22 protein-coding genes are annotated in these 26,545 nt (G+C 42.8%); 16 read left to right on the plus strand and 6 right to left on the minus strand.

The window, feature by feature from the left end; genetic code table 11:
- Nucleotides 1–98: 98 nt before the first annotated feature.
- From PY092_RS15835 to mfd, 4 genes are all read left to right on the plus strand, one after another.
- Entirely contained in the window at nucleotides 99–2,564 is a 2,466-nt protein-coding gene (locus tag PY092_RS15835) for a ligase-associated DNA damage response DEXH box helicase (RefSeq protein WP_275616839.1), read from the plus strand.
- Nucleotides 2,565–2,595: 31 nt separating this feature from the next.
- Complete coding sequence (locus PY092_RS15840; protein ID WP_275616786.1) at nucleotides 2,596–2,946, plus strand: TfoX/Sxy family protein; 351 nt, start codon at nucleotides 2,596–2,598, stop codon at nucleotides 2,944–2,946.
- Nucleotides 2,943–3,572, plus strand: coding sequence for a ligase-associated DNA damage response endonuclease PdeM (gene pdeM, locus PY092_RS15845; RefSeq protein WP_275616787.1), 630 nt, complete (start codon nucleotides 2,943–2,945; stop codon nucleotides 3,570–3,572). The genes PY092_RS15840 and pdeM overlap by 4 nt, the downstream gene beginning before the upstream one ends.
- A gap of 188 nt (nucleotides 3,573–3,760) precedes the next feature.
- Nucleotides 3,761–7,210 (plus strand): transcription-repair coupling factor, encoded by a 3,450-nt coding sequence (gene mfd, locus PY092_RS15850; protein ID WP_275616788.1) that lies wholly within the window; start codon nucleotides 3,761–3,763, stop codon nucleotides 7,208–7,210.
- A 95-nt stretch (nucleotides 7,211–7,305) separates the two neighbouring features.
- Here the strand turns inward: mfd and PY092_RS15855 are convergent, their stop codons facing one another.
- The 3 genes from PY092_RS15855 to PY092_RS15865 all read right to left on the minus strand — a co-directional run bounded on the left by PY092_RS15855 (nucleotide 7,306) and on the right by PY092_RS15865 (nucleotide 10,435).
- Nucleotides 7,306–9,288: a DUF3352 domain-containing protein gene (locus PY092_RS15855; RefSeq protein WP_275616789.1), complete on the minus strand. Its 1,983-nt coding sequence runs from the start codon at nucleotides 9,286–9,288 to the stop codon at nucleotides 7,306–7,308.
- Between the two features lie 73 nt (nucleotides 9,289–9,361).
- Nucleotides 9,362–10,021 carry an aspartate kinase gene (locus PY092_RS15860; RefSeq protein ID WP_127137135.1) on the minus strand — a complete coding sequence of 220 codons (660 nt, stop codon included), beginning with the start codon at nucleotides 10,019–10,021 and terminating at the stop codon, nucleotides 9,362–9,364.
- 54 nt (nucleotides 10,022–10,075) lie between these two features.
- Nucleotides 10,076–10,435: a YraN family protein gene (locus tag PY092_RS15865; protein ID WP_275616790.1), complete on the minus strand. Its 360-nt coding sequence runs from the start codon at nucleotides 10,433–10,435 to the stop codon at nucleotides 10,076–10,078.
- A 170-nt stretch (nucleotides 10,436–10,605) separates the two neighbouring features.
- Here PY092_RS15865 and PY092_RS15870 point away from each other — a divergent pair, with 170 nt between their 5' ends.
- From PY092_RS15870 to PY092_RS15905, 8 genes are all read left to right on the plus strand, one after another.
- A complete protein-coding gene (locus tag PY092_RS15870) occupies nucleotides 10,606–12,102 on the plus strand; it encodes a DUF1800 domain-containing protein (protein WP_275616791.1) in 1,497 nt (498 codons plus the stop codon).
- A 10-nt stretch (nucleotides 12,103–12,112) separates the two neighbouring features.
- Nucleotides 12,113–13,831: a DUF1501 domain-containing protein gene (locus PY092_RS15875; RefSeq protein WP_275616792.1), complete on the plus strand. Its 1,719-nt coding sequence runs from the start codon at nucleotides 12,113–12,115 to the stop codon at nucleotides 13,829–13,831.
- A 143-nt stretch (nucleotides 13,832–13,974) separates the two neighbouring features.
- Nucleotides 13,975–16,074, plus strand: coding sequence for a methionine--tRNA ligase (gene metG / locus PY092_RS15880; protein WP_275616793.1), 2,100 nt, complete (start codon nucleotides 13,975–13,977; stop codon nucleotides 16,072–16,074).
- A 107-nt stretch (nucleotides 16,075–16,181) separates the two neighbouring features.
- Nucleotides 16,182–18,314 (plus strand): Tex family protein, encoded by a 2,133-nt coding sequence (locus PY092_RS15885; protein ID WP_275616794.1) that lies wholly within the window; start codon nucleotides 16,182–16,184, stop codon nucleotides 18,312–18,314.
- Nucleotides 18,315–19,217, plus strand: coding sequence for a histone deacetylase family protein (locus tag PY092_RS15890; RefSeq protein WP_275616795.1), 903 nt, complete (start codon nucleotides 18,315–18,317; stop codon nucleotides 19,215–19,217).
- 30 nt (nucleotides 19,218–19,247) lie between these two features.
- Nucleotides 19,248–20,090: a phosphatase PAP2 family protein gene (locus tag PY092_RS15895; protein ID WP_275616796.1), complete on the plus strand. Its 843-nt coding sequence runs from the start codon at nucleotides 19,248–19,250 to the stop codon at nucleotides 20,088–20,090.
- A gap of 81 nt (nucleotides 20,091–20,171) precedes the next feature.
- A complete protein-coding gene (locus PY092_RS15900; protein ID WP_275616797.1) occupies nucleotides 20,172–20,333 on the plus strand; it encodes a hypothetical protein in 162 nt (53 codons plus the stop codon).
- Between the two features lie 63 nt (nucleotides 20,334–20,396).
- A complete protein-coding gene (locus PY092_RS15905) occupies nucleotides 20,397–21,950 on the plus strand; it encodes a M20/M25/M40 family metallo-hydrolase (RefSeq protein ID WP_275616798.1) in 1,554 nt (517 codons plus the stop codon).
- A 77-nt stretch (nucleotides 21,951–22,027) separates the two neighbouring features.
- Here PY092_RS15905 and PY092_RS15910 read toward each other — a convergent pair whose 3' ends face one another.
- Together PY092_RS15910 and PY092_RS15915 are read right to left on the minus strand one after the other, a co-directional pair.
- A complete protein-coding gene (locus PY092_RS15910) occupies nucleotides 22,028–22,429 on the minus strand; it encodes a hypothetical protein (protein ID WP_275616799.1) in 402 nt (133 codons plus the stop codon).
- Between the two features lie 142 nt (nucleotides 22,430–22,571).
- Nucleotides 22,572–22,904 (minus strand): single-stranded DNA-binding protein, encoded by a 333-nt coding sequence (locus PY092_RS15915; protein WP_275616800.1) that lies wholly within the window; start codon nucleotides 22,902–22,904, stop codon nucleotides 22,572–22,574.
- 199 nt (nucleotides 22,905–23,103) lie between these two features.
- Between PY092_RS15915 and PY092_RS15920 the strand changes: the two genes are divergently transcribed.
- The 4 genes from PY092_RS15920 (at nucleotide 23,104) to PY092_RS15935 (ending at nucleotide 25,306) form a co-directional block, all read left to right on the plus strand.
- Nucleotides 23,104–23,346, plus strand: a complete 243-nt coding sequence (locus PY092_RS15920; RefSeq protein ID WP_275616801.1) for a hypothetical protein — start codon at nucleotides 23,104–23,106, stop codon at nucleotides 23,344–23,346.
- A 230-nt stretch (nucleotides 23,347–23,576) separates the two neighbouring features.
- Nucleotides 23,577–24,071 (plus strand): Dps family protein, encoded by a 495-nt coding sequence (locus tag PY092_RS15925; RefSeq protein WP_275616802.1) that lies wholly within the window; start codon nucleotides 23,577–23,579, stop codon nucleotides 24,069–24,071.
- 133 nt (nucleotides 24,072–24,204) lie between these two features.
- Nucleotides 24,205–24,594, plus strand: coding sequence for a hypothetical protein (locus PY092_RS15930; protein WP_275616803.1), 390 nt, complete (start codon nucleotides 24,205–24,207; stop codon nucleotides 24,592–24,594).
- A 109-nt stretch (nucleotides 24,595–24,703) separates the two neighbouring features.
- Entirely contained in the window at nucleotides 24,704–25,306 is a 603-nt protein-coding gene (locus PY092_RS15935) for a GNAT family N-acetyltransferase (RefSeq protein ID WP_275616804.1), read from the plus strand.
- Here the strand turns inward: PY092_RS15935 and PY092_RS15940 are convergent.
- Nucleotides 25,303–26,439 (minus strand): glycerate kinase, encoded by a 1,137-nt coding sequence (locus tag PY092_RS15940; protein ID WP_275616805.1) that lies wholly within the window; start codon nucleotides 26,437–26,439, stop codon nucleotides 25,303–25,305. The genes PY092_RS15935 and PY092_RS15940 overlap by 4 nt on opposite strands.
- Nucleotides 26,440–26,545: the final 106 nt, after the last annotated feature.

The following is a 26,545-nucleotide window of genomic DNA, read 5'->3' on the forward strand; positions in this document are numbered from 1 at the left end:
ATCTCAAATTTTGTGGCACAAATATAAATCTTATCGCAAAATAGTAGGTATAAACCCAGTAAAGAAATTCGTATTTTTCAATCCAAAGCATTACTACCCTGCAAGATTCTGAATTGTTTCATATTGCTGAAAATTGGTTTCAAAAGCAAAATTGGAAACCGTTTCCATTTCAAAAAGAGACATGGAACGCCTTTTTGGATGGTAAACATGGTCTTTTGAATGCCCCTACGGGTAGCGGAAAAACCTATGCCCTTTGGTTTCCGATTGTGCTCAACTACATTAAAAACCATCCAGATTATAAGAACAAGCATAAAAAATGGCTAAAAGCCATTTGGATTACCCCCTTACGAGCACTTTCACAAGAAATAAAACAATCCGCGGAGCGCATCATCGAAGATTTGGAAACCCAAATGACCGTGGGTATCCGCACGGGAGACACTTCAACAAAAGAACGGGCAAAAATGCGTACCAACATGCCCGATTTATTGATCACTACTCCCGAAAGTCTGCAGTTATTATTATCATCCAAAGGCTACGCAAAAACCTTCAAGGATTGTTCTGCCATTGTAGTTGACGAATGGCACGAACTTTTGGGCACCAAGCGGGGTGTACAAATGGAATTGGGTCTTTCCCGATTAAAAACAATCTGCAAGGAACTGCGGATCTGGGGTATATCCGCCACTATTGGCAATTTGGAGCAAGCCCGCGAAGTATTGTTGGGTCCTACATCCCCAGAATTGGAAAATTCAGTTTTGGTAAAGGCCAACGTCAACAAAAAAATCACGGTAAAAAGTATTGTTCCAAAGGAAATGGAAACCTTTCCGTGGCGTGGACATTTGGGGTTGCATCTTTTGCATCAGGTAATACCGATCATCAACAACAGTAAAACCACCTTGCTCTTTACCAACACTAGAAGTCAATGTGAAATATGGTTTCAAAAAATATTGGAAAAATATCCTGAGTTCGCCGGTGAAATGGCGATGCATCACGGTAGCATCAACAAAGAAACCAGACTTTGGGTGGAACAGGCCATTCGCAACGAAAGTCTTAAAGCGGTAGTCTGCACATCAAGTTTAGATCTAGGTGTGGATTTTGCCCCTGTGGAAACCGTTGTCCAAATCGGTGGTCCAAAAGGTGTTGCCCGTTTTTTGCAACGAGCTGGACGAAGTGGACACCGACCCGGTAAGGAAAGTGTTATTTATTTTTTGCCCACGCATGCCATAGAACTCGTAGAGGCTTCGGCCATGCAAAAAGCCGTTTTGAACAGTGCGGTGGAAGATCGTATCCCCTACTTAAACAGCTTTGATGTCCTCATACAGTATTTGACCACCTTGGCGGTTTCGGATGGTTTTTATCCTGATGAAATCTATCCCGAGATCAAACAAACGTTTTGCTATCAAGCCATTTCGGATGAGCAATGGCAATGGCTGCTCAATTTTTTGGTCATGGGAAGCCAAAGTCTAAAGAGCTACGACGAATACAAAAAAGTAGAGGTCGAAGAAGATGGCAAATTCAAAGTGAACAGCAGGGCCGTGGCCATGCGCCATCGCTTCCAGATGGGTACCATTGTGGGCGACGCCACCATTTCCGTTCGCTATCAAAAAGGAGGGTATATTGGTAGCATCGAAGAATATTTCATCTCTAAATTGAGTCCTGGCGATGTTTTTACCTTTGCTGGAAGAAATTTGGAATTTATCAGGATAAAAGGGATGGTAGCACATGTCCGCAACTCCAAAAAAAGAACGAACAAAGTGCCTAGTTGGATGGGCGGACGTTTGAGTTTTTCTGCGAAAATGTCCGAATTATTACGACAAGAACTCTACACCGCCGAGTTGGAGTTTTCAAAACAGTCAGAAGAAATCCAGGCGTTGGATCCTATGTTTACCAAACAACGGGAAGAAAGCATTGTTCCTCAGCCCCATCAATTTTTAATCGAAAGCTTCAAGACCCATGATGGCTACCACCACATGTTCTACCCTTTCGAAGGTAGGGCCATCCATGAGGGCATGAGTAGCTTGTTGGCCTATCGCATCAGTCTGTTGGCACCGATTACCTGCTCGCTTGCCTTTAACGACTATGGATTTGAACTGCTATCGGATAGAGAAATCGATATTCAGGAAATTTTGGACAACAACCTTTTCACATCGGAATATATGCTCTCCGACCTTCAAAAAAGCTTGAACTCCAACGAAATGGCACGACGAAAGTTCCGTGATATTGCGGTAATCAGTGGAATGGTGTTCACGGGTTACCCTGAAAAAGGAGTTAAAATGAAACATCTGCAAAGTAGTTCTGAACTACTATTTGATGTTTTCCGTGATTTTGAGGATGATAACTTGCTGTACCAACAAGCCTATACCGAGACTTTTGAGCATCAATTGGAAGAGGGTCGCTTGCGCTTGGCCCTGGAAAGGATTGCACAACAAGAAATCGTTTGGAAACAATGTTCTCAACCCACCCCCCTCTCCTTCCCCATCATTACGGATCGATTGCGGGAAAAACTGTCCAACGAAAAATTAACGGACCGCATTAAAAGAATGATGGCTAAGTTGACGAAAAAATAATGGTTAATTTTCAATTGATATTTCAAGGACAATGACTTACGACGAAAAATTGGCGAACAGGGTTCGGGAAAATTTGATGCATTTGGACAATGTAGAGGAGAAAACGATGTTCAGAGGGCTTTCTTTTATGGTTGATGGAAAATTATGTATTGGGGTAAGGGGCAAGGAAATCATGTGCCGTCTTGACCCGGAAATTTTTGAAACTGTGTTGGAAAGGCAAGGTTGCAGACCCATGGTCCACGGAAAACGTACAATGAAGGGCTTTGTTTTCATTAACGAACACGGATATCTCAAAAAAGAAGATTTTGATTATTGGATAGGACTTGCCCTTGAGTTCAATCCCAAGGCAAAAGCATCCAAAAAAAGAAGGAAGAACGATTGATTGAAGTAAGTATACACAACCAAAAATTTCAACTCCACCCTTTGGGTGGGTTATTTTGGGAAGAGAAATCACTCTTACTGATCAGTGATGTGCATTTGGGCAAGGTATCCCACTTTAGAAAGTTTGGTGCAGCCGTTCCCAGAAAAGCCATTCACAAAAACTTTCTGCTTCTGGATAAAATAGTGTCCGATTTCCAACCTTTTCAAATCTGCTTTTTGGGCGACCTCTTTCATTCATCGCTGAACAAGGAATGGGAACTGTTTGAAAATTGGGCGGGCAAAACACCTACTGAAATCCTTTTGGTGGCAGGCAACCACGACATCATCGCTCCAGAAAAATTCGAAAAACTGAAGGTTTCCATATTTCCAGAGTTGGTTATTGACTCTTTCCTATTGACCCATCATCCCGAGGAGCGAGAAGGCTATTTTACATTTTGTGGACATATTCACCCTTCTGTAAAACTCAGAGGATTTGGCCGAGAACGCATAAAACTACCTTGCTTTTTTAAATCCAAAAATCAAATGGTTCTACCTGCTTTCGGTCAGTTCACGGGCACCTATTCCCTTGACCCCAAGGACTCGGATGAGGTGTATGCCATTGTGGAGGATAGTATAATCAAGGTTTAGAATCCGCAATGTCCCTTCGACTCCGCTCAAGGACCTGGAGTCAATTATATTTTCGTGTCAAGCTTTTACCAATAGATTCTTCGCTTTGCTCAGAATGACAAGATATTTTTGAGCATGGAAGAGAAACACAAAAAAACATTTTTAGTAAACCTTTTCGCAGTTTATCTTTGCCACAAAGTTTTTTTGGATTGACCAAAACCCCGATTTCCCAACTTTTTGAACAGTCTCCCCCACTCGGGAAACTGAGGGATACTATTGCCCGATCACGAGACAACGAGTCCTCGGCAGCACAAAAAATCAATGTTAAAGGACTTGTGGGCTCGTCAATGTCCTTTGTAATTTCACAAGCTTTCAAGTCCGCTGAATCTCCATTTTTGTTGATTTTGAATGACAAGGAGGAAGCTGCCTATCATTTGAACGACCTAGAACAACTCATTGGAGAGAAAGACGTCCTTTTTTATCCGGGAAGCTATCGTAGGCCTTATCAAATTGAGGAGACGGACAATGCCAATGTACTTCTACGGGCCGAAGTGCTCAACCGTATCAACTCCAGAAAAAAACCAGCGGTAATCGTTACCTATCCCGATGCACTTTTTGAAAAAGTGGTCACACGGAAGGAACTGGACAAGAACACCCAGAAAATTAAAATAGGGGATGAGATTTCTTTGGATTTTTTGAACGAAGTATTATTCGAATATCGGTTCAAACGGGTGGATTTTGTAACCGAACCAGGGGAATTTTCCGTTCGAGGGGGGATTGTGGATGTCTTCTCATTCTCGCATGATGAACCCTACCGTATCGAATTCTTTGGGGACGAAGTGGACAGTATTCGAACCTTTGATGTGGAAACACAACTCTCCACAGATAAGGTGAAGAAAATCACGATTATTCCAAACGTAGAAAACAAGTTTACCGAAGAAATAAGGGAAAGCTTCTTAAAATATATTTCAGCAAAAACGGTGGTCTTTGCCAAGAATCCCGCTTTGATATACGACCGCATTGATTCCTTTTTTGAAAAAGCCGAGGAGAGTTTTGCCAAATTGAGCAAGGAAATCAAACACGCGAAGCCCAAAGAACTGTTTTTGGATTCAGCTTTGTTAAAAGAGCAGTTGCAGGATTACGTATTCGTTGAAATTGGAAACTCTTCTGTCACTTCGAGCGGAGTCGAGAAGCAGACAGAAGCATCTCCCTCGACTGCGCTCGGGAAGACAGCTTCCTTTATCCAATTCAACACCAAACCGCAACCTTCCTTCAATAAAAAATTTGACCTGCTCATTGAGAACCTCAATGATAATCGGGATGCGGGTTACAGCAATTATATTTTCTGTTCCACCGAGCAGCAGGCCAAACGTTTTCACGATATTTTTGATGAAGTGGATGAAACGGTCCATTATCAGACTATCATTTTTCCATTGTACCAAGGTTTTGTGGACCCGGATTTAAAAATCGCCTGCTACACCGATCATCAAATCTTTGAGCGCTACCACAAGTTCCATTTAAAGAACGGCTATGCGAAAAAGCAGGCCATCACGCTGAAGGAACTCAACAAGCTGGAAATCGGGGATTACGTGACCCACATTGACCATGGTATCGGCAAGTTCGGTGGATTGCAGAAAATTGACGTGGAGGGCAAAAAGCAGGAAGCCATCAAACTGATTTATGGCGACCGAGATATTCTCTATGTCAGCATCCACTCGCTGCACAAAATATCCAAATACAACGGCAAGGACGGTGCACCGCCAAAAATCTTCAAGCTGGGTTCCACTGCTTGGAAAAAACTGAAGCAAAAGACCAAGGCAAGGGTCAAAAAAATTGCCTTCGACCTTATAAAAGTCTATGCCAAGCGTCGATTGGAAAAAGGTTTTCAATACGCTCCCGACAGCTATCTACAAAACGAATTGGAAGCATCTTTCTTGTACGAGGATACGCCGGACCAAGAAAAAAGCACCCAGGATGTAAAAAAGGACATGGAAAGCGAACGCCCTATGGACAGACTTGTCTGTGGCGATGTAGGTTTTGGGAAAACGGAAGTTGCCATTCGGGCTGCATTTAAGGCTGTGGACAATGGCAAACAAGTCGCAGTTTTGGTACCGACCACCATATTGGCCTTTCAGCATAGCAGAACATTTAGGGAACGTTTAAAGGAGATGCCCGTAACGGTGGATTACCTTAACCGCTTCCGTACCGCCAAGGAAAAAAAAGATGTTTTGGAGCGCTTGGCCGCTGGTAAGATTGATATCATCATCGGCACCCATCAACTAGTAAACAAAAATGTACAGTTCAAGGATTTGGGACTATTGATTGTGGACGAAGAACAAAAATTCGGGGTTTCTGTCAAGGAAAAACTACGTTCCATCAAAGAAAATGTGGATGTGCTTACCTTAACGGCTACTCCTATCCCGCGAACCCTCCAATTTAGTTTGATGGCCGCGCGGGACCTATCCGTTATTAATACTCCGCCTCCGAACCGCTACCCTATCGAGAGCCAGGTAATTCGGTTGAACGAAGATATTATTCGGGATGCGGTATCCTACGAAATCCAAAGGGGTGGACAGGTGTTCTTTATCCATAATCGCATTGAGAACATCAAGGAGGTTGCTGGAATGATTCAACGTTTGGTGCCCGATGCTAAAATTGGGATTGGCCACGGACAAATGGAAGGTAAAAAACTGGAGTCCTTGATGCTTGCCTTTATGAACGGGGAGTTTGATGTATTGGTTTCCACCACCATTATCGAAAGTGGTTTGGATGTGACCAACGCCAACACCATATTCATCCACAATGCCAACAATTTTGGGTTAAGCGACCTTCACCAAATGAGAGGACGTGTGGGCAGAAGCAATAAAAAGGCCTTCTGCTATTTTATCACACCTCCTTATGAAGTGATGACCACCGAGGCCCGAAAACGTATCGAGGCGTTGGAACAGTTCACAGACTTGGGGAGTGGTTTCAACATTGCGATGAAAGATTTGGAAATCCGTGGGGCGGGAGACCTTTTGGGAGGTGAACAGAGCGGTTTCATAAATGAAATAGGATTTGAGACCTATCAAAAAATATTGTCCGAAGCCATTGATGAACTCAAGGAAAATGAGTTCAAGGAACTGTATGATGAAGTTGAGGGCGACAAGGAAAAAGTATACGTGAAGGAGATGCAGCTCGATACGGATTTTGAACTACTCTTCCCTGATGATTACATCAACAATATTACCGAACGCCTCAACCTGTATACCCAATTGAACAATGTGGAGGACGAGGGAGGACTTCAAAAGTTTGAGACACAACTGATAGACCGTTTTGGAGAGTTACCGGAACCCGCTGTGGATTTAATGAACTCCGTTCGGATTAAATGGATCGCCACCCATATCGGATTGGAAAAGGTCATCATGAAAAAAGGCAAGTTTATCGGTTACTTTATTGCCGACCAGCAATCCAGTTTTTATCAGAGTGCCGTGTTTACCCAAATATTGCAATACGCACAAACACATCCGCAATTGGTAAAACTCAAGGAAAAACAGACCCGAAACGGACTTCGATTGTTGTTGGTGTTTGATAAAATCACCAGCGTGGACAAGGCTTTGCAGGCCCTACAGCCTTTTACGCCCGTAAAGTCCCCTCAGAAGGACAATGTTTCTGCTTAAGTCAGGTATCATATTAAAAAGAAGATTTCTCACATTCGTTCGAAAGACAATCAGAACACCAAAGTCATTTTCGACAGAGCGTAGCGACGAGAAATCTAAAACCGTTTCTTGTGCACTTGATCGCCTTCTATATCGTAGTAGTGCCAAGTGCCAACCTGTTCATCATTACGGAAGCGGCCACGGATTTTTCGAGTACCGTCGGGATGGAATTCCTCATAACGACCGTGTTTTAGACCATCCTTGAGGTCTACTTCAAACCGTATGTTTCCATTGGCATATTTTTTACTGAAGGTTTTGGCATTCAAATCCGTTGGATAAATGGGGCTCAGGTTAAAAACTGCATCTGTGATTTCCAATGAAGTCGTATTTTGGCTTTTTGGAGTCGTTGTATTGATGCTTTTCGGAAGACCGGTCTCTTTCTTTACCTCTTCCACATCCTGATAATTGAGTACCAATCGACTTTCGAACAAATCATCTTCGGGGGTCAACTGTAATCCCACCTGAGGGAAACAAATGATGAAATCCTTGTTCTTGCTCATTTTTTGTTTGGTCGGGGCATCGGCCAAGGCATACATATTATCAAACAGCAAAGGCACATTGCTGTACACGAACACGGTGGACTTGGAATCGAACTTTTCATCAAAATTTTTGAATTCCTCTGATGTAGCAAGGATATCCCCTTCCGATACTTTATCAATGATACCCTTTAGGGTATTGGGGCTGTCACTGAAAATCACAAAGTCATCAATCTGGGTAAAGTACGGTTTATCAAACTCATCGAACCTTCCGCCCAAAAGCATTTTAAAGAATCCTTTGATGGACAGAAAATTGATTTCATAGTCCTTATACTTTACCGCTTTGAATTTAACGGGTGTTTTTTTGCGAATTTGTTCCACAACAAAATCCAGATTGATCTTGGCATCCTCGGCATCATTTGCTTTGAGGACGAGCGCGACATCATTTTTACCTTTGGTAATGTGGGATTGGATTTGAAGTACGGCAATTTCATTGCCGATCCAACTCACAAAATTCTCCTTTACATCGATCTTGAGAAATTTTTCCACCTTGGCTATTCCTTCCTGATAACTCTCGAACTGCTCGGGATCGTTCTGCTGTACCATCCCGAAATTCTTGTAGAACTCGACAAAGCTATCAAACCCATAACTGATATAGAGCGCGGTACTGTTGGGGGCCACTTCGGGAATGGAACGTTCAGCCTTACCAGATTTCTGCAGTGCTTCCAAATAGTATTCATTTACGGCACTAATATTGGTGTATCCATTGGCCGTTAAGGTGCTGTTCTCGTCCAAATCGAAATAAAAACCTGAGAACAAAAAGTTTTCGCTCACGCGTTTTACCCAATCGGAAGGTCTATCGGAATACATTTTAATGTAATCATCAAAATAATGGTACTGCACGTACATTCGAAAGAGGTCCTCATGCCCTACCCTTCGGTTGATCTCCAAAAAATTGAGATTGCGACCCAACACAGGTTCAAGGTATTGATCTATGGAAGCTTCGACCAAGGTATGGGTATAAGAGGCCACCAACTGGTTCTTGATGAAGGCCAAATACATCGTTTCCTTGCTCTCCCGATCGTGGACTTCCAAAATCTCTTGCTCGTGATAGGTCCGTTTGCTCAGCACATACCCATCATCCAGTAATGTGTTCAAATAAGTTTTGAGCAGTTGCAGTTTGGCGATACGCTTCAAATCCAGCACATAGAAAATCCCATAATCCTTAGGGGAAATCATATGGATGGATATGAACAAGGAGCGGTTGTCAAAAAACTCGAAGAGTTGATGGTTGTCGTTGAAAACCGTGTCCACCTTTTGAATGTTCTCGGTAAGCTCTGAGAAATAGTCGTTCTTTTTGAGATGGTGCCACCCTTCGCTCTTACTGATTTTTTCCCAACTTTGCACTGGCTGTTCCGATTCTATGATGAAAACCGCATCGTTCGGAATCAGGTAAATAGACTGCAGATTGGTTCTGGGAGAAAGTATAAAAATATAGGCCAAATAGCACAAGTACAGCACCATTAGGCCCAAAAAGCCGTAAAGAATCCTTTTTTTGGTCATTTTTCCAAAAAGTGTCTTTTTCTACAACGAAGAAGATTTTGTTTTAGTTTAGATCAATAAAAGGAAACTTATTTTAAAGTGATTTTAAGTCTTTGATTGTTTTGAAAGCCACATCGACTTGCTCATCGTTTACCAAAATGGTAAACTCGTTGGTGGTGGAGATGACCTCGTAAAGCACAATGCCCTCCCAAGCCAATCGCTGAAAGATGAAATAGTAGATTCCGGGTACCGAAACGTTCTCCGCAGGCAACTTTACCGTGATGGATGAAAGTCCTTCCGCCTTTTGGGTACAACGCTCCATTTTAAAGTACTTCTCCACTACCCCGTCCATCACATTGCTGATCACAATATTGATTTCGTTCACCCCACGAGAAGAAGTGTAGAACACATCCTGATTGGCATTCACTTCCTCCAGAAGTCTGGCCTGCTGCCCCAATATGGTATCCGAAGCCAAAAAGGTATAATCCGTCAGGTTGGAACGCACGGTGATCTCGCCGATGTTTTTGAGCACTTTTACAATCTTATGGGTCGCCCTGAACTCCAGATCATCTGAAAGACGCTTGAGCGCCATCACAATGGCACCATCCTTTACATCCTTACCCAATTCCTCGGCGATTTCTGGTTTTATCTGTCTAGACAAAGAAGTTAAATTTATAATCCCTTGTGCCAGAGCTGTTTGTAAAAATGGCTTTTTCTTGATGTAGTGCTCAACTACTGCAGATATTGTTTTCATTCTTCCAGTTGGTTTTGAACAAAAATAACATATTGTTATAAAACAAACAAATGGTTAAAAATGATAGAATGCGTTTTCAAAGTGTTCAATGTCAAATTTATCTGCATTTTTCACTACAGTGATCACATCAAACCTAACCTCCAAATCCCTATCCAACTCTTCCACGTAATGGTTCGCTGCCATGGTTAAAAGTTTCACTTTTTTGGGTGTGATCACACGGGACATATCTTCCAGAAAGCCTATATTCCTTGACTTTACCTCAACGATGACCAAGAAGCCATCCTTCTCGGCAATAATATCCACTTCGGCATTGAGGTACCGATAGTTAAGTGCTCTGATCCCGTAACCGGAAGCCTTCAAAAAGTCGACTGCTTTTTGCTCTCCCAATTTTCCAAATGTATTGTGCTTGGCCATACAATTTGTAAAAATCTAAAAAAAATATGCATTTCATCGAAAAATTTGGTTGTTCATGGACTTTAGAACGTTAAGATTGTAATTTGTTGGCTCAATTGAACCACATCCAACACTAGCATAAGCATATAGTTACCCCAAAACTATGTACCATATTAACGCCAGACACTGCTATGGAGTACTTTATCAATTGTAATTCCTCAACCTTGGCGCCGTACACTACTCCATTGGACGAGGTACGTGCGGCCCACTTGTACCGAAGGCTTGGTTTTAGTGCCTCAGTACAAACCATAAATGCTGCAGTTGGTCAAACTGCAGATAACTTAGTTGACAACCTAATAAATCAAGCGCTTGCTGCCCCAACTATTCCAGCCCCTGAATGGGCGGATTGGAACGATGCCGACTATCCTGCAGATGATGATCTGGCCAGACAACTACGCATGGCACATATAGAGGATTTTACAGCCACCTATGGAAACGCCATTGTTGACAATGAGTTGCTGGACCGGATGAGCTTTTTCTGGAGCAACCATTTTGTGACCCAATTGGACACCTACAACTGTCCCGGCTTTCTGTATTATTACATCAATTGCTTGCAACGTAATGCCCTGGGCAATTTTAAAACCTTTACCAGTGAAATAGGTCTTACCAGTGCAATGCTCTACTATTTGGACGGTGTTCGCAACCGTGGGGACAATCCAAACGAGAACTATGCTCGTGAACTTTATGAGCTCTTTACCTTGGGTGAAGGAAACAACTATACCGAAGAAGACATTATTGAAACCTCGAAAGCGATTTCAGGGTACACAGAAAGAGGAGAAGAAGGGTGTACCCATGTAACCTTTGACCCGACAGAATTCAATACCGAGAACAAAACCATATTCGGTCAGACTGGAAATTGGGGGTATGATGATGTGATTGACATCCTTTTCAGTGAAAGATCCGACGAAATAGGATGGTTCATCTGCAAAAAATTATACGAGTTCTTCGTCCATCCCGATTCCACCAGTGAAGATGGGGGAATAGCTCCTCAAATCATTGATGCCATGGCCCAGACTTTTATCAGCAATGGGTTCGAGATAGCTCCAGTACTCCGTCAACTGTTTAAAAGTCAGCACTTTTTTGATGAAACCGCGATTGGGGTCATTATTAAAAGTCCAGCCGACCTTTATTTCAATCTATTGAAAGAAACTGGTTTTACCTATGATGATGGAACGATTTTGAACATGATCGATTCCTGTGCCCTGATAGGTCAGGAATTTTTTCAACCGCCCGAAGTGGAAGGATGGCAACGAAACCGAACATGGATCAACACCAACTTTATCATTGGTCGATGGTTGACCGTAGAATTCTACTTGCAGCGGTTTTATGAGGACAACCCCGAACAATTCAGGGATTTAGGTCTGGAACTTTCTGGCAATGCTGGACTTACAAGCAACAACCCTGACGAAGTGGCCAGACCCATCATCGAAAAATTTGTACCCAAGGGTTTGCTGACCGATGCCGACTACGAAAGAGCATACCTCGCTTTCAGGAGCGATGTTGACGTTAATTATTATGAAGGGGGCAATACACCTTCATGGACTTTACTTGGATGGGAGACTGGACCATCACAAGTGTATCTTCTATTGCGCCATTTGTCCCGCGAACCCGAATTTCAACTCAAATAACCCCATCATCATGTGCGATAATCACCATACCCACGATAAATCCCCTCACAAAGGCCTAGAACACGATGGCCACGATTTGGAACACAAAAAATGGAGTCGACGCTCCTTTGTCCAAGCTTTGGGCATTGCAGGATCTGGTTCCATGTTTTTGGGAAGCCACATGATTTCGGCTTCCTCTCCATCACCGCTAACAGCCGCAGTGGCTGCTGCCGAAACCGACAATATTTTAATCCTGATTCGATTATCGGGAGGAAACGATGGCCTCAGCACTGTGATCCCCATTCAACAATATGATACGTATGCCAATGCAAGGCCCAACATCTATATCCCGGAAAGTAAGGTCCTAAAGCTTACCGATGATTTTGGGGTGCCCACCTACATGAGTGCCCTGGAACCGCTTTGGGGAGACGGACAGTTCAAAGCCGTGCACGGCGTAGGTTACGAAAACCAGAGTCTGTCTCATTTCACAGGTTCCGATATTTTTGCCAATACAGATTTGACCACAACTGGATTCTCTGGAGAGAACACTGGTTGGATGGGAAGACATTTTGAAGAACTTTACCCCGATTACCTCATACATCCACCTGCAGCACCTGCAGCCATTCAAATCGGGAACTTGGCCAATATGATCTTTCAAGGAGAAGAAACCAATTATGCCTTTGTGACCAATAATGTGGACCAATTGGAGCAAATTGCTGAAACTGGTGCCTTTTACGATATCGAAAATGCTCCGTTCGATGATTGTATGTATGGTGATCAATTGCGATTTTTACGTGGAGTGGCCAATACCACTTACGAATATGCAGGCATCATTCACGATGCCTATATGGCAGGACAGAATCAAGTGGAATATCAAGACAATGGCTTTGCCAGACAATTGGCACTCTTGGCCCGTTTGATCAAAGGAAACTTGGGAACAAAAGTCTATATGATCTCTTTGGGAGGATTCGATACTCACGGTAATCAACCTATTGTACACGAACGTTTGATGTCCAATCTATCTGTCGCCATCAATAACTTTTACGAAGACCTCACTTTTACCGAACAGGATGACAAAGTGTTGAGCATGACCTTCTCCGAATTTGGTCGGAGAATCTTTGAAAATGGTTCCAACGGCACCGACCACGGCAAGGCCGCCCCTACCCTGTTCTTTGGATCAGGATTGAGCGGAAGTGCATTTGTGGGCGACCACCCTTCCTTGGACGAACCCAACAACCGAGGAAACTTGGAATACACCATGGACTTCAGAAACCTTTATGGAACCGTATTGGCCGAATGGCTTTGCGTTCCAAGGGAATCCGTGGAACAGCATTTATTGGGCCACCCGTATCAAGCCATCGATTTGGGCTTTAACTGTAGTGGGGAAACATTTGATGAAATCGCATCGGACAACACCCCTCCAACCCTACCGGAAACACCACCAAGTGAAGACCCCAATAATCCAAACATTGATATTTTGGATGGAATAGAACATGCGGCAGTTTACCCTGTTGAATCACCAAGAAATCCACATATCCATTTGGAAATGCCCGTAGCCGCCCATGTGGATATTGAACTCTTCAATATTTTGGGACAACGCGTGGGAACCCTGTTCAACGAAATGATGTTGGAAGGCGAGGTTGACATCAACATACGCGAGCGCATGCGTGATAGCTTATCCACTGGAAAATATATCTATCGCATCTCCGTGGGAGACAAAAAGATGAGCAAATCAATAATGCTGACCTAAAGAAAATAGTACACTTTTTAATTCATTTTTCGGAACCCTTCGACAATGTACCCCTTACCCCAAATCGGGTCGCATTTTCGAGGGTTTCGTTTTTTATGTGTATCCCGTTAAAATCAGTATTTTTGGGGCCTAATTAGATTTAAATGGCTCAAAATACATCCCCTTCCCGATATACCATTACCGCAGCACTGCCCTATACCAACGGCCCTATCCACATTGGGCACTTGGCTGGCGTATACGTCCCTGCGGACATATACTCTCGATATTTACGCCTAAAGGGCAACGATGTGGCCTTTGTCTGCGGTAGCGATGAGCACGGTGTGGCCATCTCCATGAAGGCCAAGAAAGAAGGTGTTACACCAAAAGAAATTATAGACAAATACCACAGTATCATCAAAAAGTCATTTGTTGATTTTGGTGTTTCTTTTGACAATTACTCTAGAACTTCAGCGAAGGTTCACCATGACACTGCTTCGGAGTTTTTCAAAAAAATGTATGCGCAAGGGGATTTTATCGAGGAAGAAACCGAACAATTGTACGATGATGAGGCCAAACAGTTTTTGGCGGACCGATTCGTTATCGGAACATGCCCCAAATGTGGTCACGAAGAAGCCTATGGCGACCAATGTGAGAATTGTGGATCATCATTGAATGCTACTGATCTCATTAATCCAAAATCCACCATAACAGGGACCGTCCCCTCTTTAAAAAAGACCAAACACTGGTTCTTGCCATTAGATCGTTACGAGGGGTTCTTGAAAAAATGGATTCTCGAAGAACACAAATCCGACTGGAAACCCAATGTGTACGGACAATGTAAATCGTGGATAGATGAGGGATTAAAACCTCGCGCCGTGACCCGCGATTTGGATTGGGGCATTCCTGTTCCCGTTGAAGGTGGCGAAGGAAAAGTACTTTATGTTTGGTTCGATGCGCCCATTGGCTACATATCCTCCACCAAGGAGTGGGCCGAACAAAAAGGCAAGGAGTGGGAACCCTATTGGAAGGACAAGGATACCAAATTGGTACACTTTATAGGTAAGGACAACATTGTATTTCACTGTATCATTTTCCCAAGCATGCTAAAAGCCCATGGAGACTTTATACTACCGGAAAATGTTCCTGCCAACGAATTCCTTAATTTGGAAGGCAATAAACTGTCCACTTCCAAAAACTGGGCGGTATGGTTGCACGAATACTTGGAAGAATTCCCGGATATGCAGGATGTTCTCCGCTATGCCTTGACTGCCAATGCGCCAGAAACCAAGGACAACGATTTTACCTGGAAGGATTTTCAAGCAAGGAACAACAACGAACTAGTCGCCATTTTCGGGAACTTTGTGAACCGTGTAGCTGTTTTAACGCATAAATACTATGGTGGAGAGATCCCAGCACCCGCCGAACTAACCACTGTTGACAAAGAAGCCTTGGAAGCCTTGAAGGAATTTCCAGATACCCTTTCCAAATCGTTGGAGCGGTACCGTTTCCGCGAAGCGAGTCAACAATTGATGAATTTGGCGCGATTGGGGAACAAATACTTGGCAGACCAAGAGCCGTGGAAACTTATTAAAACAGATGAAGAGCGCGTAAAGACCATTATGTACGTAGCGCTTCAGATTGCGACGGGATTGGCGATTTTAAGTGAGCCCTTTTTACCGTTTACTTCGGAGAAGTTGAAAAAGATTCTTCGCGTTGCTCAGAATGACAAAGACGGTGTCAGGTCGAGCGCAGTCGAGACCAATTGGGATGGAGTTGCCAATGCCGAAGCTTTGCTTCCAGCAGGACACACCATAAACAAAAGCGAATTGCTCTTCAGGAAAATTGAGGACAAAGAGATTCAACAACAACTGGATAAATTGGAAGCCACCAAAAAAGCAAATGCCCAAATGGACAAAGAAGTTGCTCCTTTGAAAGAAACCATAACTTTTGATGATTTTGCCAAACTCGACCTTCGTGTTGGAACCATCATCGAAGCCGAAAAAATGCCCAAGGCCAATAAGCTTTTGATTTTGAAAGTGGATACAGGTCTAGATACGAGAACCATTGTATCCGGTATTGCCAATAGCTTTAAACCAGAAGATATTGTGGGCAAAAAAGTAACCGTTGTTGCCAATTTGGCCCCGAGAAAACTACGTGGTGTGGAAAGCCAGGGCATGATCTTAATGACGGAGGACAAAGACGGTAAACTCGTTTTTGTCAACCCGGATGAGGAAAACGTTGGCAACGGGGAAACCATAAATTAATTTATATCCAAAGAAATTGTCAGGTCGAGCGCAGTCGAGACCCACATTAAAAACTTGGACGGAAAGACTTCTCGACTGCGCTCGAAGTGACAAATACTAAAAACATCATGCAACTTGTTCCCTATATCGTTCGCCACACCAATCTTTCAGAGAAAAGTGTGGAAAACACCGTGAATCTTTTGAATCAAGATTGTACCGTTCCTTTTATTTCCAGATACCGAAAGGAGCTGACAGGTAATCTGGACGAGGTTCAAATTAGTTCCATCGTGGAATTCAAGAACCAGTTCGAGGCGTTGGAAAAGCGAAAAACGGCCATCATCAAAGCTGTTAAGGAACAGGATGCACTTACCCCAGAACTCGAAGCCAAATTTCTGAACTGTACCGACCTGACCAGTTTGGAAGACCTTTACCTTCCGTTTAAGAAAAGTAAAAAGACCAAAGCCGAAACCGCTCGTAAAAATGGACTGGAACCTTTGGCCAAGATCGTTATGGCACAACGGAGTGATGAAATTGAATACATTGCCTCCCAATACCTCAACAAGGATGTCATCAACGAAGATGATGCCCTCGAAGGAGCCCGCCATATCATTTCCGAATGGATCAACGAGCGTACAGATATCCGTAATCAATTACGAGGTCAGTTGGAACGACACGCCTTGATCACCACCAAGGTCGTCAAAACCAAAAAAGACGACGAGAAAGCCCAAAAATTTCGCGACTATTTTGATTGGAGTGAACCCTTGAATCGATGCCCTTCACATCGTTTTTTGGCTATTATGCGAGCGGAAAAGGAAGGTTTTATACGGGTAAAGGTCGAAATCGATGATGAACGTGCCCTCCAAAACATGGAACGCCGCATGATCAAATCCAATAATGCCTGTGCAGAACAAATAGAACTGGCCATTGCAGATGCCTACAAAAGACTCTTATTCCCTTCGTTATCCAAGGAAATTCTGAATGCTGCCAAGGAAAAAGCAGATGCAGCTGCCATTCAGGTTTTTTCTAAAAATTTAAAGCAATTGTTGCTCGGTGCTCCTCTTGGCGAAAAACGAATTTTGGCAATAGATCCTGGTTTTAGGACGGGCTGTAAAGTGGTTTGTTTGGACGAGCAGGGAGATCTAAAACATAACGAAACCATTTATCCCCATCCACCACAACGTGATAGTTCTGGTGCCATCAAAAAGATTAGCTCTTTAGTCGATGCTTATAAAATCGAGGCCATTGCCATAGGCAACGGAACGGCATCGCGGGAAACAGAGCAATTGGTTAAGCGTGTCCCTTTTAAAAAGGATATCGATGTTTTTGTAGTGAGTGAAGCAGGGGCATCCATTTACTCAGCTTCCAAAATTGCACGGGAGGAATTCCCCAATTATGATGTAACGGTTCGGGGGGCTGTATCCATCGGTCGTCGTTTGGCGGACCCTTTGGCGGAATTGGTAAAAATCGATGCCAAGTCCATTGGAGTTGGGCAATACCAGCACGATGTGGACCAGACCCAATTAAAAACCTCTTTGGATACCGTAGTGGAAAGTTGCGTGAACTCTGTCGGCGTCAACATCAATACGGCTAGTGTGCCACTATTAAGCTATGTTTCGGGAATCGGACCCAAACTTGCAGAAAATATTGTGGCCCACCGAAACGAAAACGGTGCGTTCAAAAACAGGGAAGAAATTAAAAATGTGCCTCGCTTGGGTGGAAAGGCATTTGAACAAAGTGCAGGTTTTTTGCGTATCAAAAATGGAAACAATCCTTTGGATGATTCTGCGGTGCATCCAGAACGTTATGGTTTGGTCTCTAAAATAGCCAAGGACCAAGGCGTTTCACTCAATGAAATTATTGGGAACAAGTCGGCCTTGCAAGGTATCAACTTAAAAACCTATTGTACTGAATCCATAGGAATGCCCACTTTGGAGGACATTGTAAAGGAATTGGAAAAACCGGGGTTGGACCTTCGGGAAAAGGCCAAAGTATTTACCTTTAATCAAAACATCAAGGAAATTACCGATTTGCATCAAGGTCAATTGTTGCCAGGTATTGTCAACAACATTACCAATTTTGGCTGCTTTGTGGACATTGGAATCAAAGAGAGCGGACTAGTGCACATTTCCAATCTATCGGATACTTTTGTAAAGGATGTCAACGAACACGTTAGCCTTCATCAACAGGTAGTGGTAAAAGTATTGGACGTGGATGTTGCCCGAAAGCGGATACAGTTGGCATTGCATAAACAAGGTGCCTAAATGCTAAAAATAGCCTATCACCCCATTTACAAACATCCATTGCCCGAAGGGCATCGGTTCCCAATGATCAAATATGAGTTGTTGCCACAACAATTGCTTTATGAAGGCACCTGTACCGAGGATAACTTTTTTGAGCCTTCCTTGCCGGAAGACCATCATATTTTAGCCGTCCACGATGAGACTTATTATAGGAATTTGGTCAATCTGGAGCTATCCAAAAGAGAAGCACGAAAGATAGGCTTCCCCTTAAGTGATGAGCTTGTCCAGCGGGAACGCATCATAGCCGACGGGACCATCAAAGGTTGCCATTTTGCCCTTGAAAGTGGCATTGCCATGAACATTGCAGGTGGAACGCACCACGCCTATTCAGATAGAGGCGAAGCTTTTTGTATGCTCAACGACCAAGCCATTGGTGCTCGGTATCTTTTGAACCATAAATTGGCCGAAAAAATACTGATTGTGGATTTGGACGTTCATCAAGGCAATGGGACCGCTGAAATCTTCCAGACCGACCATTCTGTTTTTACCTTTTCCATGCACGGCAAGGGCAATTATCCCTTTAAAAAGGAAGCTTCTGATTTGGACATTCCTTTGGAAAAGGGCACCACGGATGAAGAATACCTGTCCAACTTAAAAAAGACGTTGCCCGAATTGCTAGAGCGAGTTCGGCCGGATTTTATTTTCTATCTCAGTGGGGTGGATGTGCTTGAAACCGATAAATTGGGCACACTATCCTTGACATTGGATGGTTGTAAGGAGCGTGACCGTTTTGTACTTCAAACTTGCAATGATGCCAAAATCCCTGTTCAATGCAGTATGGGAGGGGGCTATTCGCCTGAAATCAGAATTATAGTGGAGGCCCATGCCAACACTTTTCGCTTGGCACAAGATATTTATGCCTAATTTTGCCGACTACTTTTGTTTTACAACCTCATGAAATTTTTTAGATACCTCGCCTTTATCCTATTGACCTCTTCCATGATAGGTCAAGAATTACAACCGAAAAAAGAGAAAAACCTTTGGAACAACTTTACCTACGATGTGGGGAATATGTTCGGGGGAGTGGGATATTCCTATTCACGCCCGTTCCACTGGAAAGGAAACGATTGGGCCAATTTCGGCTATTTAACAGGAGGTACCTTGCTTCTTTTTACCATAGATGATGAACTCAATAGATGGAAAAATGGGTTTCAGCAAGATGTTCCTGACGTTATTTTAGACTATGGCCACGAATACGGTAGCCCTGAAAACAATTATATGCTGACCGGAGGTGTTTACCTCGCGGGACTGTTTACCAAAAATGAAAAGCTGAGACGAACCGGTGTGCTTTTGATTTCTTCGGCCACAGCGGGCGGGTTTATACAACAAGTAAGTAAGCGTATTATTGGTAGGGCACGACCAAAGAGCGGTGCTGGTTCAGCAACCTTTGACCCCTTGCATGTAGATCGTGTTTATGACTACGACTCATTTCCATCAGGCCATGCCATGTTGGCATTTAGCAACGCCTATGCGATTGCCAAACAATTTAGAAACCCGTGGATCAAGGGCGGTCTTTACACTGTCGGTATGATTCCGGGGCTTGTTCGGGTAATGGACGACTTTCATTGGTTTTCCGATGTGGCCTTTAGTACGGTGCTCAGCATCTTCATTGTGGAATCCATCGACAAATACCTTGATTCCAAGTACGATGAAAAGTACAATGACCAAAAGCCCAAAAATGTAAGTTGGAATCTTTCCTTTGGCCCCAACACCTTGGGGGTTTCCCTTCATTTTTAGCAAATTGGAATCACAAATGTGTTAAATTTTATTTAGATTTATTTAAAATAATTATTTTCGCTCCCTATTTCGCTTCTATCCATGGGAAAGAAAAAAGACAAAAAGAAACTCAAAAAAGCAAAGCTTAGAGAATTACCGCCAACCGGCAAGGTAAAATCCAATTGCTGTAAAAAATATAAGAAAAGTGAAAGCAAACGCTGTAAAAAATGCCCTTGCTTTGACCTTCTTAAGAGAGTTGCTTAAATAGCTCCTTACCCAAGCATGGTTCCTTAATTTGTACTATTTTTAGGGCAAACTAATTCAACCATGATCAGAAAAACCTCTCTTTTAATTACCCTTTTCCTGATTTCCAGTGTCTCTTTGCTGGCACAGGACAAGGATGCAGTGATTGAAGCAATCATTGAAGAAGCCAACGAAAATTCTCAACTTGAAACACTCGGCCATCAACTAATGGATGGTATTGGTCCCCGATTGGTGGGTACCCCACAGATGAAAAACGCTCACAACTGGGCCGTTGCCAAGTACGAAAGCTGGGGGATTCCAGCCCGCAACGAACAGTGGGGCGAATGGAAAGGTTGGGAACGCGGAATCAGCCATATTGATATGGTGCATCCAAGAATACAGAGCCTAAGGGGAACCCAATTGGCGTGGAGTCCCAGCACTTCAAAAAAAGGTGTTACCGCAGAGTTGGTAATTTTACCGACCGTATCCGACTCTTTGGAATTTGTGAACTGGTTACCCAACGTTAAAGGTAAACTCGTTATGATTTCCATGCCACAACCCACGGGAAGACCCGATTATAATTGGGAAGAGTTTGCCACGGAAAAGTCCTTTGAAAAAATGAAAAAGGAGCGTGACGAGCAGAATGATGCTTGGAACCAAAACATACGGAATACCGGATTGAACAGACGTAGCCTTCCCATTGCCCTGGAAGAAGCTGGTGCAGTTGGAATAGTAGCTTCTTATTGGTCCAGAGGATTTGGGGTAAACAAAATATTCGGTGCCTATACCAAGGAAATCCCAACCGTGGATTTGGAATTGGAAGACTATGGAATGTTGTATCGATTGGTGGAATCAGGGCAAAAGCCAGAACTTCGCATTGTAGCTGAATCCAAAGAAATGGGTAAAGTACCAACATTCAACACCATTGCCGAAATAAAAGGTTCCGAAAAGCCTGATGAATATGTGATTCTATCCGCTCATTTTGATTCTTGGGATGGAGGAACAGGCGCCACAGACAACGGTACAGGAACTTTGGTCATGATGGAGGCCATGCGTATTTTGAAAAAAGCCTATCCCAATCCAAAACGTACCATTCTTGTGGGACATTGGGGCAGTGAGGAACAAGGATTGAACGGATCCAGAGCCTTTGTTGAGGACAACCCAGAAATCGTTAATGGCGTACAAGCTGTTTTCAACCAAGATAATGGAACCGGTAGAGTGGTTCGTATTTCCGGTGGCGGGTTTTTGGATTCCTACGATTATCTCGGGAAATGGCTGCACGAAGTGCCAAGGGAGATCACTAGTGAAATTGAAACTACTTTTCCTGGAACTCCGGCAAGTGGAGGTTCTGATTATGCCTCTTTCCAAGCGGCTGGTGCCCCTGCTTTCAGTTTGAGTTCGTTGAGCTGGTCCTATTGGAACTATACTTGGCATACCAATAGGGACACATACGACAAAATTGTTTTTGATGATGTTCGAAACAACGCTATTCTAACAGCTATCTTGGCCTACATGGCTAGTGAACATCCTGAAAAAACATCCAGAGAAAAAGCTGTGCTGCCCATAAGCAACAGAACAGGCGAACAATTGGAATGGCCCACACCGCGTTCTCCAGAACGTGATGGTGGTCAGAATTAAAAAAGTTTATCATTAAAATTAAAAAAAGCGCCCCGTTTTTTTGGGGTGCTTTTTAATTAACCAACTAAAAGGCGCATTTAAAAAATTCGTGGGGAAGCCACTTGAACTATTCCATCAGTCGCTTCCTGAGCAAAAATCTCAGTGTTTTTGTACGTAAAATAGAAACTAGCTTGCTGATAATAATAGTCACTGTGGGTACAGCTATTATTACATTCTTCGGCATGCTTGGAATAAGCTACCCTTTTTGCTTCCATATAGACCTTGTACGCTGTGCTTTGCTGTTTTTTTAATTCTTTTTCATAGCGTACTTGATCGTACCAAAAGTCTTTTTCATCCTCCAAATTGGAAAAGATTGAAGATTGTTCGCGATGGGCATCCTTTCGAGCTAGTTCTTCATAAAAAGGCAGGTTATCCTGTGCCGAAGCTGTGGCCACCAAAGCCAAAGTAAATAGAACCGCAAGCTGAGCTTTTAATCTCATGTGTGTGAGTTTTAATAAATACTTCGTTCATGTACTAAAGTTCTGGCGTTTGGTTAAGTAACAACCCAAAATACATTTACCCTAATCCAAAAAACAAAAAAGGGGACAATACCCCTCTTTTGTCGTTATTGACCACATCAACTTACTTGCCAAGCATCAACAATTCGTTGCATTTAATCTCAGTAATGTATTTTTTTTCTCCTTCTTTGGTCTCATAGGAACGGTTCATGAGTTTGCCCTCAATCATAACCTCTTTGCCTTTGGAGAGGAAATCCTCGGTTATTTCCGCCAATTTGCCCCAAGCCACGATATTATGCCACTGCGTATCCGTTACCTTTTCTCCTTTAGCGTTTTTGTATGATTCATTGGTGGCTATGGAAAACTTGGCCAGTTTGGTGCCATTTTCCAACATAATGATTTCTGGGTCATTCCCTAGATTACCGATTAATTGAACTTTGTTTCTGAGTGAATTCATAATAGTAAGATTTAAGTTTAAACATTCAGACATCGAACTCTCATTGTCCGACAGGGCAAACTTAGAGGCATCTAAAAACCATATTCGGTTTGTAATTATTTGTTTTCGTTTGTAAACGTATGTAATCAATTACAACCGATTAAAAGTGACTTATTGGATAATCCTGTGTCCCATTGGGTAACCAAAAACCCTCAACCTAATGCACATCAGAACCATCCACAAGTACAAAGTCATCAAAAGATTCAGTTTCTGTAAAAAAATGTACGATATAGCCGAAACCATATATATTCAGGAACAAGACCTTACCCATGAAGATCCTCAAAAAGTATTTGGTCGGGAGAAGGAATATTTGACCGATATCTCATCCGAAGTTTATGATTCTCTTTGCCAAGGGTTCATTGTTAGAGATAATGGCACTCCATCATATCAAAACAAATCATAATAGGCGTTAAATTGATATAAACACTTGATTTAAAACAATATATACATATCTTATTTATGTGTTTCATGATGCTGATTTCTACCAAAATCATGGCTACACAGGTATAAATCATGTCGATTTACCCTTTTGGATAGCTTAAAAAGCTATAGCATCAAAAATTACATCGTTAGCATCAAGCCTCTGCAGCAGTGACTTGTACATTTACACTGAACAAATCAAAAATCTATTATATGGAAGCTATTAAAGCAAAAGATAAAACATTCAAAAAGTTAGGATTCACTTACTTGGAAACTGCTGAAATCGTGGTCAGTTTGAACACACTTTTGGCCAATTATCAAGTATTCTACAATAAACTGAGAAACTTTCACTGGAACATTGAAGGGCCGGATTTTTTCGAATTACACGAAGAGTTTGAAAACGAATACAACACGGTAAAAGAAAACATCGATATTGTAGCAGAACGTATTCGAGTATTCGGTGTGAAAAACAATTTCACACTGAAAAAAACCATGGAACTCTCTAAAATCGAAGAGAAGGATAAGAACCTTTCCGCCCTCGAAATGGTAAGAGAGGTACTTCATGACTACGAAATCTTGCACGATAGTATGTTGGATGCCATAAATGCATCCCTCGAAACCGGCGACGTTGTCACGGAGAACATGCTGACCGAATTTATGACCGAGTTGGAGAAAAGGCACTGGATGTTCACTTCTTACTTAAAGTAAGAATCAAGCAATCCATCCAGAAAACCGATGTATTAACCATTAAAATAAAACTATGAAAAAGCTATTCACTATATTATCATTAGCAACTTTAACAGCATTTGCCGGATATGGGCAAATCCAAAACTCCGGGGTCATGAAAGCCACCACACAGCTCAAGACTTTTAGCGTATCCGTGAACGGAGTGGAAAAAGAGTATAGCGTAAAAGTGATGGAACACAGAAAATACGGTATGAAGCTGGATAACAATGACAAGGGTATGGTAAACCAAGACAGAAAGCCCTCCTCTGCATACGTTACAAAGCTGGTAGCTATTGATAGTGATTCCGATACGGATTATGACGACTATATGGTGCTAAAATATGAAGGTACCGAAAACAATGATTTTGAAATTGTACAGACCGACAAAGGGTTTGATATCAACGTAGATGATAAATCCATGCATTACAATGTTTTGGAGAACAATTATCTCGTGAACAAGAAGAGTAAAGACTTCTTTATTATCGAGGAATTTGAATCGAAATAGTTGATATAATTTCGTTTTTTGATTGATGATGAAGCCAGGGATTTTCCCTGGCTTTTTCTTTGTTTGAATCGAAGGATTAAAACTTATATTTGAACTTTAAATTCAACCTATGGATTCTTGGTTACGTCCCATACAATTGGAAGGCGAATTGGTAAAGCTCGTCCCCCTGCAGAAATCGCAAAAAGTGGACTTGGTGTTTGCCGCATCGGACGGAAAACTTTGGGAACTTTGGTATACCTCCGTTCCTTCTCCAAAAGCCATGGATTCCTATTTGGACATTGCCCTATCCCAACAAGCATCAGGGAAAGCATTGCCCTTTGCCATCATCAACAAAAAGACCAACACTATTGTGGGTACCACCCGCTTTTTGAATGTGGACGCAAAAAACAAACGTGTGGAAATCGGTGCGACCTGGTATGCCAAAAAAGTACAGCGAACAGGTATAAATACGGAATGCAAATACCTTTTGCTAAAGTATGCTTTTGAAAACCTAAACTGCATAGCTGTGGAGTTCCGAACCCATTTTCACAATCACCCTTCCAGAAACGCCATTCTCCGCTTGGGCGCAAAACAAGACGGTATTTTAAGGAACCACCGTGTTGATGAATCCGGAAACCTTCGGGATACCGTGGTATTTTCCATATTGAACAGTGAATGGAAAACCGTTAAAACCTCTCTGGAATATAAAATGAGTAAAAGTTACCTAAGCTAGGTTTTGCCCAACTTCAGCAAATTTGCAAAATTATAACTGGCAAGTTCAAGATTCTCTACCGTCTTTGCCTTAGCCTCGTCCAAGTTTCCTATTTGATTGAGAATGGAAACGGCATAATCCAATCCCATTTGTCGCATTTCTTCAATGGATACATCAATGGAACCACAAAATGCCGCAATGGGGACATGGTGCTTTTTTGCTGATCGTACTACCCCATTGATGGTTTTTCCCGAAAACGTCTGGCCATCCAACTGTCCTTCCCCCGTTATGACCCAATCGGCACCTTCCAAAACTTCATCAAAATTGGCAAGCTCCATCACTAAGTCCACCCCAGAGGCCAGTTCCGCATTTAAAAAAACTACAGCGCCGCCACCTACTCCACCAGCTGCTCCGGCTCCACCAATGTTCTGCACATCAATATCAAAAGTGGATTTTAGGATTCCTGCAAAGCTTTCCAAACCCTTGTCCAAAAACGTTATATCTTCTCCTGATGCCCCTTTTTGTGCCCCATAAATTTTGGCCGCACCATTCTCCCCGTAAAAAGGATTGTTCACATCGCAGGCCACCTGGATTTTAATATCGACCAACTTAGGATTCACTTGGTCTCTTCGTATTTCCACTACCTTGCCCAAATTTTTTCCGATGGGCTCCAGCTCAATCCCATCAGCGTCCAAGAACGAATAGCCCAAGGCCTTGGCCATGCCCATACCCCCGTCATTGGTAGCACTGCCCCCAATGCCCAGCACAATACTGTTTGCACCTTTTTCGAGAGCGTCCAAAATCATTTCGCCAGTTCCCAAAGTAGTGGTGTCCATACAGTTCATCTCAGACTTTTTGAGCAATTTATAGCCCGAAGCCTCGGACATTTCTATAAAAGCAGTTTGGTTATCCTCTGAAAGCAAGTATTGCGTAGTAATATCCCGAAAAAGAGGATCTTTCACGGTCACAGAAACTTTTGACGCATTTAGATAATCCGCTACCACTTCGATGGTGCCATCACCTCCATCTGCCAAAGGTCGATGTATAATTTCCGAGTCCGGAAAAACTTTTTTGATACCTCGGGCAACGGTTTCACAAAATTCGCGTCCTGTAAGGGAGCCTTTATATTTATCGGGTGCCAAAATAAATTTCATCCCTACAATGTACTCAAGTTAATCGAGTTAACCCAGACAATTCGATCAACACAGGTATTAAATGCAATGCGGCACAGGTTTTGAACATAAGGTGGAAGTATTTACC

The sequence above is a fragment of the Flagellimonas yonaguniensis genome, assembly GCF_029193885.1.
In the GTDB taxonomy this organism is placed as follows: Bacteria; Bacteroidota; Bacteroidia; order Flavobacteriales; family Flavobacteriaceae; genus Flagellimonas; species Flagellimonas yonaguniensis.